The 16,845-nt window shown below is 71.9% G+C and carries 14 protein-coding genes; 9 read left to right on the top strand and 5 right to left on the bottom strand.

What is annotated here, in order from left to right; translation table 11 throughout:
* Window positions 1-144 precede the first annotated feature (144 nt).
* On the top strand, window positions 145-1,185 hold the full coding sequence (locus tag ACG04Q_RS01655) for a LacI family DNA-binding transcriptional regulator (protein WP_394509069.1): 1,041 nt from the start codon (window positions 145-147) through the stop codon (window positions 1,183-1,185).
* On the opposite strand, the gene ACG04Q_RS01650 is transcribed toward ACG04Q_RS01655, so the two are convergent.
* Entirely contained in the window at window positions 1,182-3,563 is a 2,382-nt protein-coding gene (locus tag ACG04Q_RS01650; protein ID WP_394509068.1) for a TonB-dependent receptor plug domain-containing protein, read from the bottom strand. The two genes, ACG04Q_RS01655 and ACG04Q_RS01650, sit on opposite strands and share 4 nt — an antisense overlap.
* Before the next feature lie 133 nt (window positions 3,564-3,696).
* Between ACG04Q_RS01650 and ACG04Q_RS01645 the strand changes: the two genes are divergently transcribed.
* The 5 genes from ACG04Q_RS01645 to ACG04Q_RS01625 all read left to right on the top strand — a co-directional run bounded on the left by ACG04Q_RS01645 (window position 3,697) and on the right by ACG04Q_RS01625 (window position 9,995).
* The gene (locus ACG04Q_RS01645) at window positions 3,697-5,034 is read left to right on the top strand and encodes an APC family permease (RefSeq protein ID WP_394509067.1); all 1,338 of its coding nucleotides are present in this window, start codon (window positions 3,697-3,699) and stop codon (window positions 5,032-5,034) included.
* A 22-nt stretch (window positions 5,035-5,056) separates the two neighbouring features.
* Window positions 5,057-6,238, top strand: a complete 1,182-nt coding sequence (locus ACG04Q_RS01640) for a benzoate/H(+) symporter BenE family transporter (protein WP_394509066.1) — start codon at window positions 5,057-5,059, stop codon at window positions 6,236-6,238.
* Window positions 6,239-6,357: 119 nt separating this feature from the next.
* The gene (locus ACG04Q_RS01635) at window positions 6,358-7,314 is read left to right on the top strand and encodes a DUF535 family protein (RefSeq protein ID WP_394509065.1); all 957 of its coding nucleotides are present in this window, start codon (window positions 6,358-6,360) and stop codon (window positions 7,312-7,314) included.
* Window positions 7,315-7,365: 51 nt separating this feature from the next.
* Window positions 7,366-8,313 (top strand): glutathione synthase, encoded by a 948-nt coding sequence (gene gshB / locus ACG04Q_RS01630; RefSeq protein ID WP_394509064.1) that lies wholly within the window; start codon window positions 7,366-7,368, stop codon window positions 8,311-8,313.
* Complete coding sequence (locus tag ACG04Q_RS01625; RefSeq protein WP_394509063.1) at window positions 8,310-9,995, top strand: DUF885 domain-containing protein; 1,686 nt, start codon at window positions 8,310-8,312, stop codon at window positions 9,993-9,995. Before gshB ends, ACG04Q_RS01625 begins: the two co-directional genes overlap by 4 nt.
* Window positions 9,996-10,204: 209 nt before the next feature.
* On the opposite strand, the gene ACG04Q_RS01620 is transcribed toward ACG04Q_RS01625, so the two are convergent.
* Together ACG04Q_RS01620 and ACG04Q_RS01615 are read right to left on the bottom strand one after the other, a co-directional pair.
* Complete coding sequence (locus tag ACG04Q_RS01620; protein ID WP_394509062.1) at window positions 10,205-10,906, bottom strand: hypothetical protein; 702 nt, start codon at window positions 10,904-10,906, stop codon at window positions 10,205-10,207.
* 2 nt (window positions 10,907-10,908) lie between these two features.
* Entirely contained in the window at window positions 10,909-12,834 is a 1,926-nt protein-coding gene (locus ACG04Q_RS01615) for a hypothetical protein (RefSeq protein WP_394509061.1), read from the bottom strand.
* Between the two features lie 94 nt (window positions 12,835-12,928).
* On the opposite strand from ACG04Q_RS01615, the gene ACG04Q_RS01610 reads away from it, so the two are divergent.
* Window positions 12,929-13,216 carry a hypothetical protein gene (locus ACG04Q_RS01610; protein WP_394509060.1) on the top strand — a complete coding sequence of 96 codons (288 nt, stop codon included), beginning with the start codon at window positions 12,929-12,931 and terminating at the stop codon, window positions 13,214-13,216.
* Between the two features lie 9 nt (window positions 13,217-13,225).
* Here ACG04Q_RS01610 and ACG04Q_RS01605 read toward each other — a convergent pair whose 3' ends face one another.
* A complete protein-coding gene (locus ACG04Q_RS01605; protein WP_394509059.1) occupies window positions 13,226-14,440 on the bottom strand; it encodes a flavin-dependent oxidoreductase in 1,215 nt (404 codons plus the stop codon).
* 54 nt (window positions 14,441-14,494) lie between these two features.
* Between ACG04Q_RS01605 and ACG04Q_RS01600 the strand changes: the two genes are divergently transcribed.
* Window positions 14,495-15,031 (top strand): MarR family winged helix-turn-helix transcriptional regulator, encoded by a 537-nt coding sequence (locus ACG04Q_RS01600; protein WP_394509058.1) that lies wholly within the window; start codon window positions 14,495-14,497, stop codon window positions 15,029-15,031.
* Complete coding sequence (locus tag ACG04Q_RS01595) at window positions 15,028-15,990, top strand: Bug family tripartite tricarboxylate transporter substrate binding protein (protein WP_394509057.1); 963 nt, start codon at window positions 15,028-15,030, stop codon at window positions 15,988-15,990. The genes ACG04Q_RS01600 and ACG04Q_RS01595 overlap by 4 nt, the downstream gene beginning before the upstream one ends.
* 6 nt (window positions 15,991-15,996) lie before the next feature.
* Here the strand turns inward: ACG04Q_RS01595 and ACG04Q_RS01590 are convergent, their stop codons facing one another.
* Window positions 15,997-16,809: a TIGR02285 family protein gene (locus ACG04Q_RS01590; protein ID WP_394509056.1), complete on the bottom strand. Its 813-nt coding sequence runs from the start codon at window positions 16,807-16,809 to the stop codon at window positions 15,997-15,999.
* Window positions 16,810-16,845 lie beyond the last annotated feature (36 nt).

Here is a 16,845-nt window from a genome sequence, read left to right as displayed (position 1 = left end):
GACGCGCATGTGGAGCGACCGTTGGGCCGAGCGCCGGGCCGCTCCCAAGCCGGCCCGTCTGGCGATGTGCGAGCGGGGCACACCCCGCGAGCATCGCCGTCCCCTCGGGGGACCGGCCAACGTAGTCGTTGGACGAGGGGCACCATGACCACGCGCGGCGGCAGCCCCACCATCGTCGACGTCGCCCGCGAGGCGGGCGTGTCGATCAAGACCGTGTCGCGCGTGCTCAACCATGAGCCCGGTGTGCATGAAAGCACCCGCGATCAGGTGCTCAAGGTGGTGGAGGCACTGCGCTACCGGCCCAAGCAGTCGGCGCGCAGCCTCGCGGGAGGGCGGTCGTTCCTGATCGGCCTGCTCTATTACGACCCCAGCGCGCTGTTCGTCGGCAGCGTGCAGCAGGGCGCCACGCTGCGCTGCCGCGAGCTGGGGTATCACCTCGTCGTCGAGTCGCTGCACAACGATGCGCCCGACCTGCGCCAGCAGATCGACCGCATGGTGATGGCGCTGCGGCCCGACGGCATGATCCTGACGCCGCCGCTGTGCGACAACCCCGAGGTGCTTGCCGCGCTGCGCGAGAGCGGCACGCCCTGCGTGCTGATGTCCCCGGAGCGCGACATCCGCGGCGTGCCCTCCGTGCGCATGGACGACGTCCACGCGGCCGAGGAGATCACCAACCTGCTGCTCAGCCTAGGGCACCGGCGCATCGCCTTCATCAAGGGGCCGCCGGACCAGTCCGCCAGCGCCGCGCGCTTCGAGGGCTTCACGCACGCGCTGCGCAGCCATGACGTCGAGCTGGATCCCGAGCTGGTGCAGCCCGGCGCGTTCACGTTCCAGAGCGGCCGCGACGCCGCCCACCAGCTGCTCAGCCGCCGCCAGCGGCCCACGGCCGTGTTCGCGTCCAACGACGACATGGCGCTGGGCGTGCTGGCCGCCGCGCAGCGGCTGGGCCTGTCGGTGCCGGGCGAGCTGTCGGTCGTCGGCTTCGACGATTCGCCCACCGCCGCGCTGGTGTGGCCGCCGCTGACCACCGTGCGCCAGCCGGTCGCCGAGATGGCGCGCACGGCCGTCGAGATGCTGGTGTTCGGCCACAAGGCCGACCCGAACGCACCGGTCGACGAGACCGAGCTGCACAAGGTGCTGCCGCACGAGCTGGTCGTGCGGGACTCGTCGACGCGCGCGCGTTAGAAGCTCAACCGCGCGCGGGCGTAGTAGTACGCACCGTTGAAGCCCACCGGCGACAGCACGTCGTACGGGAAGTTGCCGAAGTAGCTGATGTCGGCGATGGAGCGCGTCGGGTACTTGTCCGTCGCGTTGATGGCGCCCAGGCTCAGCGCCAGCGCCTTCGTGACCTGCACCTGGCCTTCCAGGTCCAGCTGCCAGACGGCCGCGTAGGTCTGCGTGGGCACGAAGCCGTCGCCGAAGTCGAACACCCGCGTGGTGCTGCCGTGGCGCGTGGCGCGGGCCTGCACGGCCCAGAGGCCGCCCTGCCAGTTCGCCGTGAGGATGTGGCGCTGGCGCGGCGACGCGTCGGTCAGCGTGTTGATCTCCTCCAGCCCCACGCTGCCGCCGCCGCGCACCGTGGTGCGGTTGACGGAAGCCGTCCAGCCCAGGCTCAGCTCGCCGCCCAGCGCGGCGCCGCGCCACTGGGTGACAAGGTCGGCGCCGCGGGTGCGCGTGTCCAGCGCGTTGGTGAAGAAGTTGACGCCGTCGATGCCCGTGGTGCCGAACTTGGTGGCCAGCTCGGCGGCCAGGCCGTCGCGGCTGATGCGCTGCGACAGTGTGATGCGGTTCTTCACGCGGATGGCGTAGGCGTCCAGCGTGGTGGACCACGCCTTGCTCGGTTGCCAGCTCAGGCCGACGCTGGCGTTGCGCGAGGTCTCGGCCTTCAGGTCCTGCGCGCCGAGGTAGCGGGCTACTGCGTGGTCCACCGGCAGCGTGCGCACCTGGCTCAGCGTGCCGCCGTCGCCGCGGTCGGTCACCGTGAACGCGAAGCCCTGCTGCGCCAGCGACGGCGCGCGGAAGTTGCTCGACACCGCGCCGCGCAGTGCCAGCGTGCGGTCCAGCGCGAGCCGCGTGGAGAGCTTGGCGGTCGTTGCGCCGCCGAAGTCGCTGTAGTGGTCGTGCCGCAGCGCGAGGTTGGCCTGCCAGTCGCGCGTCAGGTCGGCGCTGAGGTCCAGGTACGCGCCGGCCACGTTGCGGTGGCGTGTCGTCGCGTCGCCGGCCTGCAGGCCCGGGCCGGCCTGCGCGCCGGCCGGCGCGTCGAACGTGCCGACCGCGTACGACGCCGCGTCGCCCGCGCCGGTCACGAAGCCATCGCGGCGCAGGTCCAGCCCCGCGGCCAGCGTCAGCGGCCGGGCGAGGCCGGCGACGTTGATCTCGCGGCTCAGGTCCAGCGTGATGCCGGTGAGCCGGCTGCCGAAGTCGGCCAGGTGGAACTCGCGCGGGCTGGCGGCGCCCAGCGACGCGTTGATCGTGCGGCGCACGCCGTAGTCGAAATCGTTGCGGCCGTGGTTCAGCGCCACGTCCACGTCCCAGTCGGCCCAGCTCGTCTTCAGGCCGGCCACCAGCTGCAGGTCGCGGTTGTCGCCAGTGGTCTGCGGGCGGTAGCCGTCGGGGTAGACCGTCTTCACGTTGGCCCCGCTGTCCGGGTAGCGGAAATAGGCCGCGCCCAGCGAGCGGCGCTGCTGCCAGGTGCCGAAGGCATAGGCGCGCGTGCCGGGCGCCACATCCGCCGCGCCGTTGAACCAGGCCTGCCACTGGTGGGTTTGCGGCTCGCCGGGCGCGTAGTTGCGCTGGCCGACGGTGGCGAGGTTGGCGGCGCTCTGGTCGTCCCACGGCGGCAGCTCGTCCAGGCCGGCGCGGTTGGTGGCGTTGCGGTGCAGGCCTTCGAGGCCGGCGCGCAGGAAGCCGTTGCCGCCCAGCGCCCAGCCCTGCGCGACGCGGGCGGACTGCGTCTGCCCGTCGGTCAGCGTGCGGCCGATGGGCTCGAACTTTGTGTGGAAGGCGCCCAGCTCGGTGGTCAGCTCGCCGCCCGCCTTGCGCTCGTCCAGGATGATGTTGACGACGCCGGCGATCGCGTCCGAGCCGTACTGCGCGCCGGCGCCGTCGCGCAGCACCTCGATGCGCGCCACGGCCGACAGCGGGATGGTGTTGAAGTCCACCGGGTTGGTGCCCTTGCCGGTCTTGGACTCCAGGTTCACGACGGCCGACGTGTGGCGGCGCTTGCCGTTGACGAGCACCAGCACCTGGTCGGGCGACAGGCCGCGCAGCTGCGCGGCGCGCACATGGTCGCCGCCGCCGGAGTTGGACTGGCGCGGGAAGTTGAACGACGGCAGCAGCGCCTGCAGCGCCGCGGCGAGGTTGCCGTCGGCACCGGCGGCGCGCAGCACGTCGTCGCGGCTCAGCACGTCCACCGGCACGGCGGTGTCGGCCAGCGTGCGGTCCTTGGCGCGGGTGCCGGTCACGACGACGGCGTCCAGCGCGGTGGGCGTGGCCTGGGCGAAGGCGGCGCTGGCGAGCAGGGCCTGCGAGGCGGCGAGGGCGATGAGGCGGAGGGTGGGCATGCGGGCAGCGGTACAGCGGAACGGGGCAGAGAGCCTAGGGCCAGTCGGCCCCGGCGCTTCAGACAAGTTGCGCATATGCACATGCCGGGCGGCGCGCCGCTAGCATCGCCGGCTTCGCCACGCGCCGCCGCCCATGACCGCCACCGCCCACGCCCAGCCCGAACGCCGCCTCGATGTGCGGCATGCCGGTGCGCTGTGCGTGGGCATGGTCATCGGCGCCGGCATCTTCAAGACCTCACCCATGGCCGCCCAGGCGCTGGGCGACCCGACGCAGCTGCTGCTGGCCTGGGCGCTGGGCGGCGTGCTGTCGCTCATCGGCGGCCTGTGCTTCGCCGAGCTGGCCGCGGCCTTCCCCGACACCGGCGGCGACTACCACTTCCTGCGCCGCGCCTACGGCCACCGGCTGGGCTTCCTGTTCGCGTGGTCGCGCTTCGCCGTCATCCACACGGGCTCCATGGCGCTGCTGGGCTTCGTGTTCGGCGACTACCTCGCGCAGGTGGTGGACCTGACACCGTGGCTGGGCCCGCATGCCAGTGCGCTGATGGCGGCCGGGCTCATCGTGGGCCTCACCGCGCTGAACCTGCTGGGCGTGCGCGTGGGCCTGGGCACGCAGCTGGGCCTGAGCGCCGCCGTGCTGCTGGGCCTGGTGCTGCTGGGGCTGGGCGCCGGCGCGCAGGTGCTGGCCGGCCACGCGCCCGCCACGCCGCCGCCGGCCGTGCCGGGCACGGACTGGGGGCTGGCGCTGGTGTTCGTGTTCCTGGCCTACGGCGGCTGGAGCGACGCAGCCACGCTGTCCGCCGAGATGCGCGACCCGCAGCGCGGCATCCAGCGCGCGCTGCTGCTGGGCCTGGCGCTGGTGATGGGCCTGTACCTGCTGGCCAACTGGGCCTACCTGCGCGTGCTGGGCGTGGCCGGCCTGGCCGCCAGCGACGCGCCCGCGGCCGACCTGATGCGCATCGCCTTCGGCCGCGGCGCGGAGCTGCTGATGGTGGGCGTCGTCACGCTGACCGCGCTGTCGGTGATGAACGCGCTGCTGATCGCCGGCCCGCGCACCACCTACGCCGCCGCGCGCGACCTGGCCACCGAATGGCACCTCGCCCGCTGGAACCATGCTCGCGGCACGCCCACCGGCGCCGTGCTGGCCACGGCCGGCGTGGCGCTGACGCTGGTGGCCTTCGGCGCGTTCACGCGCGGCGGCTTCTCGACGATGGTGGACTACCTGTCGCCGGTGTACTGGTTCTTCATGACGCTGAGCGCGCTGGCCGTCATCGTGCTGCGCCGGCGCGAGCCCGACCAGCCGCGCCCCGTGCGCGTGCCGCTGTACCCGTGGCTGCCGCTGCTGTTCGCCGGCACGAGTGCCTACGTGCTGTGGTCCAGCGTCGTCTACGTGAAGGCCGGCGCGGTCGTCGGCGTGGTGGTGCTGGCCGTGGGCGCGCTGCTGCTGTGGGGGCACGGCCGGCGCTCGCGCTGACCCCGCCGCTATGCTGGCCGGCATGCGCCGCCTGCTGCAAGACTTCTCCCCCTCCACCGTCGTCGCCGGCTTCGTTGCCGTGCTGGTGGGCTACACCAGTTCCGTCGCCATCATCTTCCAGGCCACCGTCGCCTTGGGCGCCACGCCGGCGCAGACGGCCTCGTGGCTGTGGGCGCTGGGCCTGGGCATGGGGCTGACCAGCCTGGCCTTGAGCCTGTGGACGCGCCAGCCGGTGCTGACGGCCTGGTCCACCCCCGGCGCGGCGCTGCTGGCGTCCACGTCCGGCGTGGAGATGCCCGAGGCCATCGGCGCCTTCATCGTCTGCGGGCTGCTGATGGTCTGGGCCGGCGCCAGCGGCTGGTTCGAGAAGCTGATGGACCGCATCCCGGTGGCGATTGCGTCCGCGCTGCTGGCCGGCGTGCTGGCGCGCTTCGGGCTGGATGCCGTGGGCAGCGTGAAGACCGACCCCGGCCTCGTGCTCGTGATGGCCGCCGCCTACCTGCTGGGCCGGCGCTGGTGGCCACGCTACGCGGTGCCCGGTGTGCTGCTGGTGGGCGTGGCCTATGCGCTGGGCGAGGGACGGCTCAGCTTCGCGGGGCTGGACACGTCGCAGCTGTGGGCGCTGCCGGTGTGGACCTCGCCCACGTTCACTTGGCATGCCGCCATCGGCGTCGCGCTGCCGCTGTTCATCGTCACGATGGCCTCGCAGAACCTGTCCGGCGTGGCGGCCCAGCGCGCGAGCGGCTACCAGACGCCGGTGTCCGCATCGATTGCCGTCACCGGCGCGGCCACCACGCTGCTGGCGCCTTTCGGCGGCTATGCGCTCAACCTCGCCGCCATCACGGCGGCCATCTGCATGGGCCGCGAGGCGCATGAGGACCCGGCGCGGCGCTACACGGCGGCCATCGCGGCCGGCCTGTTCTACGTGCTGCTGGGCCTGGCCGGCGGCGCCGTGGCGCTGCTGCTGGCGGCCTTCCCGCCCGAACTCGTGAAGGCCATTGCCGGCCTGGCGCTGCTGGGCACCATCGCCGGTGCGCTGGCCGCGGCGCTGAAGGACGAGGCGCACCGCGATGCGGCGCTGCTGACCTTCCTCGTCTGCCTGTCGGGCCTGAGCCTGCTGGGCATAGGCGCCGCGTTCTGGGGCGTCGTGGCCGGCGGCGTGGCGACGGTGGTGGCGAACTGGCGGCGCGCGCCCCGCGGCTAGCGCTTTTGCTGGAGGGCATGCCCCTCGGATCTAGGGCCGCCGTGCGCGATTGGCCCGTGGATTGCTTGGTGCCCGGAGCTGCCGCAATGACGCGGCCAGCGCAGCCGCACGGGATGGCCTTGAACCACGCCGCCGCCTCCGACGCCGACGACGAGCTGCCGCCGCCCCGCGGCCTGCAGTGGCTGCAGCGCATGGCGGGCCATGCCTGGCAGCAGGCCCGCGCCGAGGGCCTGGCCGACGGGCTGCGCGTGCTGCTGGGCGCCGGCCGCCTGCTCGGCGAGCGCGAGCGGCTGGGCGAGCTGTTCGCCATCCCCGCCTACGCGCAGCTGATGGCCGCCCAGCCCCGGGCGGACGTGCTGTTCTTCATCAGCCACCGGCACTTCCTGTCGCGCGGCTTCGGCACCGCCCAGCGGCTGGGCTGCGCGCTGGACCACTTCCACTTCGAGCAGGCGCGCTTCGTGCCGGCGCTGCTGCCCCTGCTGCATGCCGAGGGCCTGCGGCTGTGGCGCGGCGCCGAAGGCTGGGAGATGCGCCTGCGCTCCAACGCCGCCACCCGCCACGAAGGCCCGCTCAGCCTGGTGCTGTGCGAGGGCGGCCAGATGGTGCATGAGCTGTCGTTTGGCTGCGTCGATGCACAGCGGCTGTGCGCCGGGGCCGGGCGCGGGCCGGTGCTGTTCGCGACGCGCAGCCAGTCCAGCCGCCCCGATGCGCCCGCGCTGGCGCGCTTTCGCGCCGCGTTCCCGCAGAACTCGCCTGCCTACTTCGCGCTGGCCGCGCTGAACGGCGTGGCGCAGGCGCTGGGGTTGCCGCGCATCGTCGGCGTGCGGGGCTCCTGCCAGATCGCCTTCGAGCCGGGCTACCGGGCCGGCTTCCAGCGCTCCTACGACGATTTCTGGGCAGGCTTCGGCGGCCGGGCCTTCGGCGCCCACGGCCTGCAGATGCCGGTGCCGGTGGCCCTGACGTCGCTGCAGGACCTGCCCGCCAGGCACCGCGCGCGGGCGCGCCAGCGGCGCGAGCACTGGTGCGGCATCGCCGCGGCCGCGGAGGCCGCGCTGAAGCCCTACCTGCGCGGCTGACGACGCCCCTGTGCAACACTGGCCGGCGCTGAAACCCCCGAGCGCCCGACCATGAAGCTGCTGTTCGTTGCCGACCCGCTGGCCACCTTCAAGACCTACAAGGATTCCACCTTCGCGATGATGCGCGAGGCCGCCAAACGCGGCCACACGCTGCTGGCCTGCGAGCCGCAGCAACTCGTCTGGCTGCGCGGCGGCCGCGTGACGGCGCGCGGCGCCGTGCAGATCACGCTGACCGGTGATGCTGACGACTGGTACACCGTCGCGGCCACCGCCGACGTGGCGCTCGCCGACGTCGACGCCGTGCTGATGCGCAAGGACCCGCCGTTCGACAGCGAGTTCTTCTACACGACCCACCTGCTGAGCCAGGCCGAGCGCGAAGGCGCCCGCGTGTTCAACCGTGCCAGCGCGCTGCGCGAGCACCCCGAGAAGCTGGCCATCCTCGAGTTCCCCGAGTTCATCTCGCCGACGCTGGTCACGCGCTCCGCGGCCGAGATCCGCGCCTTCCACGCCGAGCACCGCGACATCATCCTGAAGCCGCTGGACGGCATGGGCGGCATGGGCATCTTCCGCGTCAAGGACGACGGCCTGAACCTGGGCGGCATCATCGAGACGCTGAACAAGGACGGCGCGCAGACGGTGATGGTGCAGCGCTTCATCCCCGCCATCGCCGAGGGCGACAAGCGCATCCTCATCATCGGCGGCAAGCCGGTGCCGCACTGCCTGGCGCGCATCCCGCAGGGCGGCGAGGTGCGCGGCAACCTGGCGGCCGGCGGCAAGGGCGTGGCCCGGCCGCTGACCGCGCGGGACCGTGAGATCGCCGAGCACCTGGGCCCTATCCTCGCCGCGCGCGGCCTGCTGCTGGTGGGCCTGGACGTCATCGGCGAGAACGTCACCGAGATCAACGTGACCAGCCCGACCTGCTTCCAGGAGATCACCGACCAGAGCGGCTTCGACGTCGCGAAGATGTTCATCGACGCGCTGGAAGAGGCCCTGGCATGAAGCGCCGTGATTTCGTGGCCCTGGGCCTGGCCGTGCCCGCCCTGCCCGCGCTGGCGGAAGACCGCGCGTTCGACACGCTGGCCGAGTCCTTCCTCGAAGCGCTGTGGCAGCAGGACCCCGACGCCGCCGTGGCCGCCGGGCGCTTCGAGTTCGCCGGCCGCCTGCGCCTGCCCGGCGCCGCGCAGCGGGCCGCGATGCGCGGCTTCCTGGCGGGCTGGCTGAAGCGCTTCCAGGCCGTGCCCGAGGCCAGCCTCGGCACCGCCCAGCGCATGGACCGCGCGATGCTGCTCGCCAAGATCGAGAGCGACCTGTGGCGGCTGGACACGTTGCGCGAATGGGCCTGGAACCCGGCCGAGCACAACCCCGCCTCACCCATCGACCTGGTGCTCAACACCGACTGGGCGCCGGTGCAGGAGCGCGTGAAGGCGCTGCAGCCGCGCGTGCGGCAGCTGCCGGCCTTCTACGCCGAGGCGCGCAAGAGCCTGTCGGGCGTCACGCGCGAGCACACCGAGCTGGCGCTGCAGCAGGCGCCCGGCGTGCTGTCGGTGCTGGAAGACCTGGAGTCCCACGCGCAGCAGCAGGGCCTGGGCGCGCTGATGCAGCCCGACCTGGAGAAGGCCCGCCGCGCCGTGGCCGGCTACCAGGCGCACCTGAAGACGCTGCTGCCGGGGGCGAAGCGCAGCTTCCGCCTCGGCGCGGCGCTGTACGAGCCCAAGTTCCGGCACGACGTGCAGTCCGCCCGCAGCGCCCGCGAGACCTACGAGCTCGCGCTGGCGCGCCGCGAGGCGGTGCTGGACGGCATGCTGACGCAGGCCCGCGCGCTGTGGCCCGCCGTCATCGGCCCCGAGGCGCCGCCGGCCGACCGCTTCGCGCTGATCGGCCGCGTCATCGCCAAGCTCAGCGAGAAGCATGTGGCGCGCGAGCGCTTCGTCGACGAGATCCGCGCACAGATCCCGCAGCTGGAAGCCTGGATACGCCAGCACGACCTGCTGACGCTGGACCCGGCCAAGCCGCTGAAGGTGCGCGAGACGCCGGTCTACCAGCGCGGCATCGCCGGCGCCAGCATCGAGGCGCCCGGCCCCTACCGGCCGCAGGACAGCACCTACTACAACGTCACGCCGCTGGACGAGCTGACGCCCGAACAGGCCGAGAGCACGCTGCGCGAGTACAACCACTGGATCCTGCAGATCCTCAACATCCACGAGGCCGTTCCGGGGCACTACACGCAGCTGGTCTACGCCAACCAGGTGCCCAGCAAGGTCAAGGCGCTGTTCGGCAATGGCGCCATGGTGGAGGGCTGGGCCGTCTACGGCGAGCTGATGATGCTGGAGAGCGGCTACGGCGCATCACCCGAGATGACGCTGATGTGGGGCAAGTGGCACCTGCGCTCGGTCACCAACACCATCCTCGACTACAGCGTGCACGTGCTGGGCATGGAGCGCCAGGCCGCGCTGGACCTGCTGACCCGCCAGGCCTTCCAGACCGAGCGCGAAGCCGCCGAGAAGTGGCGCCGCGTGCAGCTGACGTCGGTGCAGCTGACCAGCTACTTCAGCGGCTTCAGCGAGATCCACGCGCTGCGCGAGCAGCTGAAGGCCCGGCCGGGCTTCCAGCTCAAGGCCTTCCATGAGAAGTTCCTGAGCTATGGCAGCGCGCCGGTGCGGCTGATTGCGGCAGAGATGTGAGCCCCTCGCTCAGTCTTGCCTGCTGAACGCGGCAAGCCTGATCGGTCCCCCGAGGGGACGGCGATGCTTGCGGCATTGAGCCGCAAGCACATCGCCCGCAGGCCGGCTTGGGGCGGCCCGGCGCTCGGCCTGCGTGCCGGGCATGGTGACGCTTGAGATGCGGAGCTGAGGTGCCTGGAATCGCATGCTCGTCGTTTTATGCCGTGCTGCTATTCATCCGTGTTGTGAGGCCTTGTCGCTTCTAGCTCCTCATCATTCTTTTCAATCCAATGTTCTAGCGCGGTCCATGCATCTGCCCACTCGTGGTTGTACTCAACCTCGAACACAACCAAGCAAGCACGGAGCGCTTCTTCATGACTTCCCCCATGAACATCAGCCCAACGACTGGCAAAGGTGGTGATGTGGTTCCGCTCGTCTGAGCTTGAATAGCCGCCAAGCACGCCTTCGCAATTGGGATGTGCGCTCTCGCAGAGCCCGTCGTACCAAGAGCGCAGCCCGGGGTAGCGCTTATTTGCGGAGTCCAGAACGACGAGGACTCCAATTGCCTCATGAGAGGTCGAATTGTCCCGAGACCCGATAAGCAAGCGAGAAGTCTTCTGGGAAAAGTCATGGAAGCTCAGGTTGCCTGCAACCACCGAGCGCATAGCTTTGTTGAGGTAGACAAGGACCGCCAATGTCTCGAAAGCGGATCGAAGGAGAATCCGCGCGCCAAGCAGGCCTTGGTTCTTTGAAAGCAGCAAAGACTGCTCAAGAAGCTCTTGGATTCGCCATGCGACAGCTTCACGCAGCAGCAAGGAGCGCCACGGCGCCTTCCACTTGTGCGCAAGCTTGCTGCGCGCGAAAAGGCCGCCAACATCTACTTGTTGGCAAAGTGAGTTCTTCAGGCTGCTGATGGCGGACTCAATGTTCATGATCAAAGGCCAAACCTGTCATGCACCCTCGGTGCCGACGCCTCCTCATCATCCGCCACCCACACCGGCCCCGCTTGGTCATTGCGCCGCCACTGCCGTGGCACGCGGTCCAGCGCGATGAACCACGCCGTCAGCTCGCCCTTCGCATCGATGCGAAAGCGCAGGAACCCCTTGTGGTCCTGCCCGTCCAGCGCCGAGTAGCCGTTGTTGGTCAGGTAGCCCAGCCACGACATGCCGGCCAGGTAGGCGCCGAAGATGAACGCGCCCGCCAGCCCGCCGAGGCTGAACACCCACAGCCCCACGAGGCAGGAGTGCACGATGAGGCCGGCGGGCGTCGTGCGGTCGGCAATCCAGCCCAGCTCGCCGACGAGCTGGTGGCCCCAGAACTCCAGGCTGTAGACGGCCAGCACGTGCACCGCCGCGTGCAGCGCGCCCACGCCCCACATGATGATCCAGCGGCACACCGCGTTCACCGTGGGTGGCAGCTCGTGCACCGTCTCGCGGCCCATGACCATGCAGCCGAAGGCCATCAGCAGGTTGATCAGGAAGCCCAGCGGGCTGAACACCATCGCCTTGAGCCACAGCAGGAAGACGTGGCCGTACTCGTCCATGCCGAAGCGCCACATCGCGCGGAAGCCGTCGGGCTCGAACGAGTCGACGAAGGGCGTGGAGTTCAGGTAGGCGTTGAACCAGTACAGCGCGCCCAGCAGCACGGCGAACCAGGCATTGCCGCCACCGCCGCTGGCGTCGCGGCGGAACAGCGCCAGCAGGTTGCCCTTGCAGCCGTCGCGCGAGGCGTCGGCGCTCGGGAAGGCCGTGGCCTCCTGGCGCTCGAACTCGCAGCCGGGGTGGTCCTGCTCGGTCAGGCCGATGGCCAGCGCCGGGCGTGACGTGAACGGCTCCGGCGGGATGCAGTCCTGCGTGTCGAATTCCTGCAGCCGCACCGGCCGCGTCGTCGGCTTGGTGTGCGTGGGGTGCGTGAACGCGCCACCGGTGCCGCAGATCACGAGGCGCCCCCGCGACACCGAGTCCCAGCGCAGGTAGTGGTGCAGGTCGCCGGCCAGCCGCAGCTTGATGCGCCCGCGCAGCAGGCCTTCCAGCCGCTGGTAGCGCTTGGGGTGGCTGTCGTCGGCGCCGTCGCCGATGGGGCGGGTCCAGTAGGGCTCGGGGTAAATCAGCAGCACGCGGTCGTCGTCGGCGATGCGGTACTCGTGGCCGTCGTCGGTGACGAGGCCACGCTCGCTGAGCAGCGCCTCGAACTGCTCGTACTGGTCGCGGTCGATGTCGTGGTCCAGCGCGAAATCCAGCCCCAGCGCCCACCAGCCGCCGGGCAGCTTCACGCAGAAGTAGGTCTGCCGCTGCGGGATCTTGGCGCCCAGCAGCGGCGCCGAGTCGTTGCGGCGCGTGAAGTAGCGGCTGAAGGTGGACGCCGAGTCCATCCAGTCGTGGTTCTGCGGAATGGCGGCCAGCGTCAGCCGCCGCCCGCGCACCAGCGTGGGTTCGTGGCTGTTGCGCACCGCCTCGAACATCTCGACGAAGCGGTAGCGGTAGTCCTGCGTGCTGGCGGCCGGGTAGGCCAGGTCGCCGCCCAACAGCAGCAGCGAGGCGCGCGGCAGCCGCTCGCCGCCCAGCGTCAGCTCATCGGCCAGCGCGGCGCTGGCGACGGCGTAGCAGGCGTTGCCGCCGTCGCCCGTGTCGGCGATGAAGTCGAACCAGCACTCGCCCGCGTGCGGCCCGTCGGCCTCGGGCCGGCTGCGGTCGATGACCTTCATGGGCGTCGGCTGGCTCTCGCGCCCGTCGCGGTTGCGCAGCTGGTCCAGCGACGACAGCACCTGCTGCGCCGCGGTCCACAGCACGTCGGGCTGGTACCAGGCGACGGGGTGGCGTTCGTGGGGCGGCTGGGTGCGGCCGAGCTTTTGGCGGGACATGGAGCGCGATGATCGCCGCCCGCGCGGCGGCGTCAACACCCACCGGCGCCAGGCGCGCTACCCTTGCGGTGCCCTGCACCACCCGGAGCCACGCATGACCCACCCCGACACGCCGAAAGACGGCGACTTCGCCGCGTTCCTTGAACGCAAGGTTGCCGACGTGCTGGTGGCCGGCGCCGCCGCCGTGCCGCCCGCGCCGCCGGAACCGCACGCCGCGCAGCAGACCCTCGATGACGTGCTCATCAATGGTGAGGAGCCGACGCCGGCGTTGCTGGAGGAGATCAATGCGCTCGAATCCGCCGCGCCGCTGTCGGACGAGGAGCTGGCCCGGCAGGCGCTGGAACACCCGGGGGCCGATGGCGACCCCAGCACGCCGGAGTAGCGGTCGGCGCTAGCGCCGGACCTGGTGCCCGGCGGCGGCCTTGTAGGCGTTGATCTCGGCAGCCACCTCGGCGGGCGCGATGACGTCTTCCAGCCGCGCGAAGCCGTCGGGCGCCAGCGCCTCGACGCGGTCCAGGATGGCGTCCAGGCCTTCCCGGCGGTTCATCTCGACGATGCGGGCGCAGAACGGCCGGCGCTCATCCTCGTAGGCGGCCAGCGCCGTGTCCAGGTCGGCGTGGTGGGTCAGCGCGTCGGCCAGCGCCTGCGCGTCCATGATGGCCTGCGTGGCGCCGTTGGAGCCGATGGGGTACATCGGGTGCGCCGCGTCGCCCAGCAGCGTCGTCGGCCCCAGCCGCCAGCGCGGCAGCGGGTTGCGGTCCACCATGGGCCATTCCAGCATCTGCTCGGCGCGGGTGATGAGGCCCGGCACGTCCAGCCAGTCGAAGTGCCAGCGGCCGAAGGTGGGCAGCAGGTCGTCCAGCCGGCCCGCACGGCTCCAGTCGGCACGGTCGGGCGCCGTGAGGCCCGGCGTGGGCGGCTGCACGCGGCGGTCGGCAATCCAGTTGATGAGCTGCAGGCCGTCGGCCTCGCGCGGCGCGCCGATGGGGTAGACGACGAACTTGGCCTGGCTGTGGCCGGCCTGCACCATCGTGCGGCCGTCCAGGAAGGGCGGCGCCCAGGTCGTGCCGCGCCACATCATGACGCCGCGCCAGCACGGCGCGCCCTCGTCGGGCGCGAGGCGCCTGCGCAGTGCGGAGTGGATGCCGTCGGCGCCGACGATGAGGTCGGCCGCCTGCTCGCGCGGGCCCTCAGCCGTGTCGATGAGGGCCACGTTGCCGTCGCGCACGCCGGTGACGCGCTGGCCGCTGAGCACCGTCAGCTTTTCCGACGCCTCGCGCCACAGCGTCATCTGCAGCTCGCCGCGGTGGATGCTGAACTGCGGGTGGCTGTAGCCGCCTGCCAGGCCTCGCGGGTCGCGGTAGATGGCCTGGCCATGCTTGTTGGCGAAGACGAGCGCCGCCGTCTCGACGGCCATGCCGCGCAGCGCCGGCAGCAGCCCCAGGTCGGCCAGCACGGCCACCGCGTGCGGCAGCAGGTTGATGCCCACGCCCAGCGGCCGGGGCTCGCGCACGGCCTCCAGCACGGTGACGTCATGCCCCCGCGCCTGCAGCGCCAGCGCCGCCGTCAAACCGCCAATGCCACCGCCCGCAATGATGATCTTCATCAAGTCAGGGTAAGCGAGATTGTTGCAGTAGGCAACTAAAACTAGCCTGACCGGGTGAGCAAGACCGACAGCCCCGCAGACATCACGCCCGAGGGGCTGATGCTGCCCGTGCCCGGCGTGGACTACGGGCTGCTGGACGGCCTGCTGGGCTACGCCCTGCGCCGCGCGCAGAACGCGCTGTACCTGGACTTCTACCGCGCCGCGGCCGAGTGGGACGTCAGCCCGCAGCGCTTCGCGGCGCTGGTGCTCATCGCCCGCAACCCCGGCATGCGCCAAGGCCTGCTGGGCCAGGCCATGGGTCTGCACCGCAGCGGCGCGCTGCGCCTGACCGACTGGCTCACCGCGCAGGGCTGGGCCGAGCGCCGCGACGCGCCCGGCGACGCGCGCGCCTGGGGCCTGCACCTCACCGCGGCCGGCAAGCGCCGCCTGGCGAAGCTGGAGGCCGCCGTGGCCGCGCATGACCGCGCGCTGCTGGCCGGGCTCGGCGAACAGGGCCCGGCATTGAAGGCGGCACTCGACCGCCTCGCCTGGGTGGCCACCGCACAGAGCACCACCCCCGAGAAACCAACGACAAGGAGACACAAGCCATGATCGACCGCCGCCACCTGCTGGCCTCTCTCGCGGCGCTGCCGCTGGCCGCCCGCGCGCAGGGCCAGCCGCCGCGCATCCTCGTCGGCTTCCCGGCCGGCGGCTCGGTGGACGCCACCGCGCGCCGCTTCGCCGATTTCGCGCGCGGCAAGATCGCCGACACCGTGCTCGTCGAGCAGAAGGTGGGCGCCGGCGGCCGCATCGCCATCGCCGGGCTGAAGGACGCCGCGCCCGACGGGCAGACGCTGCTGATCAGCCCGTCGTCGATGTTCACGATCTACCCGCACGCCTACCGCAAGCTGGCCTACAACCCGGCGGTGGACGTCGTCGCCGTCGCGCCACTGGCGCTGTCGACCTGCGGCTTCGGTGTCGGCCCCATGGTGCCGGCCAGCGTGAAGACGCTGGCGCAGTTCGCCGACTGGGCCAAGGCCAATGCCGACAAGGCCGCCTACGCGTCGCCGGCCGCCGGCGCGATGCCGCACTTCCTGGGCAACCAGTTCGAGCGCGCGGCCGGCCTCAAGCTCACGCACGTGCCCTACCGCGGCGCGACGCCGGGCATGCAGGACCTGATGGGCGGCCAGATCGCGTCGGGCTGCTTCTCCATCGGCGACTTCCTGCCCCACCTCGCCAGCGGCCGCGTGCGGCTGCTGGGCGTGACGGACAAGGCCCGCTCGCGCTTCGCGCCCGACGTGGCGACGTTCGAGGAGCAGGGCTTCAAGGGCATCGTCGGCGTGGAGAGCTACGGCCTGTTCGTGCCGGCGAAGACGCCGCAGGCCGTTGTCGACAAGCTGTCCGACGTGGCCCGCGCCGCGGTGCGCGAGCCCGCCGTCGTCGAGGCGCTGGCCAAGCTGGGCTTCGAGCCGCTGAGCCTGCCGCCGGCCGACTACGCAAAGCGGCTGGCCGCCGAGCGCGACTACTGGGGGCCGGTGGTCAAGGCGTCGGGCTTCTCGTCGGACGACTGAGCGCCGTCACGGCGACGCCGAGCCGCTGCTGAGCCCCTGCTGCCAGGCCGGTTCCGCCAGCACGGTGTTGGCGCGCCGCACGATGGCCGCGCCCAGCTCGCCGCGTGCGCAGGCCACGTGGCCGTGGCGCGCGGTGGTCTGCTCCACCAGCGCCAGCAGGCGCAGCTCGTCCAGCTTCAGTCCGTGTGCGGCGGCCAGCGCGGCGGGCTCGAAGGGCAGCATCAGCACACCGTCCACGCGGCCCAGCTCCAGCATGCGCAGCAGGTTGAGCGCCGGGTTCTGGCTGCTGAGGCGCTCCACGCGGCCGGCCGGCAGCGCGGCGATGACGTCGTCCACCGCTGCTCCGTACGCCCGGCCCTCGGCCAGGCCCAGCTTGAGCTCGGGGTTGTTCAGCCAGCCCTGCAGCGACAGCCGCCCCCTGGCGTCGCGCAGCGGGGCCAGCGCTGCCAGGTCGGCCCGGCGGACCATCAGCCCCGGCGCCACGTGGATGGGGAAGGGCGTCGAGAAGGTCAGGAAGGACTCGCGCTCCGCGTTCTTCAGCATGCCGAAGGCGCAGGCATTGGGCAGGCTGCGCAGGCTGGCCTCCATCCGCTTGGGCGGCACGGTGACGATGCGGTGCTGGTAGCCCGCCAGCCGCGGCAGCAGCCGGGCCAGCGCCTGGTCCAGCACGCCGCGGTCCTGCAGGGGGCCCTGGGTGATGTACAGCGGTGGCAGCTCGTAGCGCAGCCACTGCACCTCCGGCTCGGCCGCGGCCGCCGCCTGCGCCAGCAGCGCGAGGGCGGTGGCGACGCCGGCGTGGGGGCGGAGCAGGGTGGGCAAGGCCATGCGTGATCGTCGCATGCGGGCTGGGGGAGA

Origin of the sequence: Pelomonas lactea (assembly GCF_043555885.1) — a bacterium.
Lineage (GTDB): Bacteria > Pseudomonadota > Gammaproteobacteria > Burkholderiales > Burkholderiaceae_C > Pelomonas > Pelomonas lactea.
This window is presented reverse-complemented; position numbering and strand designations above follow the sequence as displayed.

Coding starts and splice junctions, on each gene's coding strand:
- ACG04Q_RS01625 (WP_394509063.1), top strand. CDS start 8,310: ATGAAGCGCCGTGATTTCGTGGCCCTGGGCCTGGCCGTGCCCGCCCTG.
- ACG04Q_RS01640 (WP_394509066.1), top strand. CDS start 5,057: ATGCGCCGCCTGCTGCAAGACTTCTCCCCCTCCACCGTCGTCGCCGGC.
- ACG04Q_RS01650 (WP_394509068.1), bottom strand. CDS start 3,563: ATGCCCACCCTCCGCCTCATCGCCCTCGCCGCCTCGCAGGCCCTGCTC.
- ACG04Q_RS01645 (WP_394509067.1), top strand. CDS start 3,697: ATGACCGCCACCGCCCACGCCCAGCCCGAACGCCGCCTCGATGTGCGG.
- ACG04Q_RS01595 (WP_394509057.1), top strand. CDS start 15,028: ATGATCGACCGCCGCCACCTGCTGGCCTCTCTCGCGGCGCTGCCGCTG.
- ACG04Q_RS01615 (WP_394509061.1), bottom strand. CDS start 12,834: ATGTCCCGCCAAAAGCTCGGCCGCACCCAGCCGCCCCACGAACGCCAC.
- ACG04Q_RS01655 (WP_394509069.1), top strand. CDS start 145: ATGACCACGCGCGGCGGCAGCCCCACCATCGTCGACGTCGCCCGCGAG.
- ACG04Q_RS01620 (WP_394509062.1), bottom strand. CDS start 10,906: ATGAACATTGAGTCCGCCATCAGCAGCCTGAAGAACTCACTTTGCCAA.
- gshB (WP_394509064.1), top strand. CDS start 7,366: ATGAAGCTGCTGTTCGTTGCCGACCCGCTGGCCACCTTCAAGACCTAC.
- ACG04Q_RS01610 (WP_394509060.1), top strand. CDS start 12,929: ATGACCCACCCCGACACGCCGAAAGACGGCGACTTCGCCGCGTTCCTT.
- ACG04Q_RS01605 (WP_394509059.1), bottom strand. CDS start 14,440: ATGAAGATCATCATTGCGGGCGGTGGCATTGGCGGTTTGACGGCGGCG.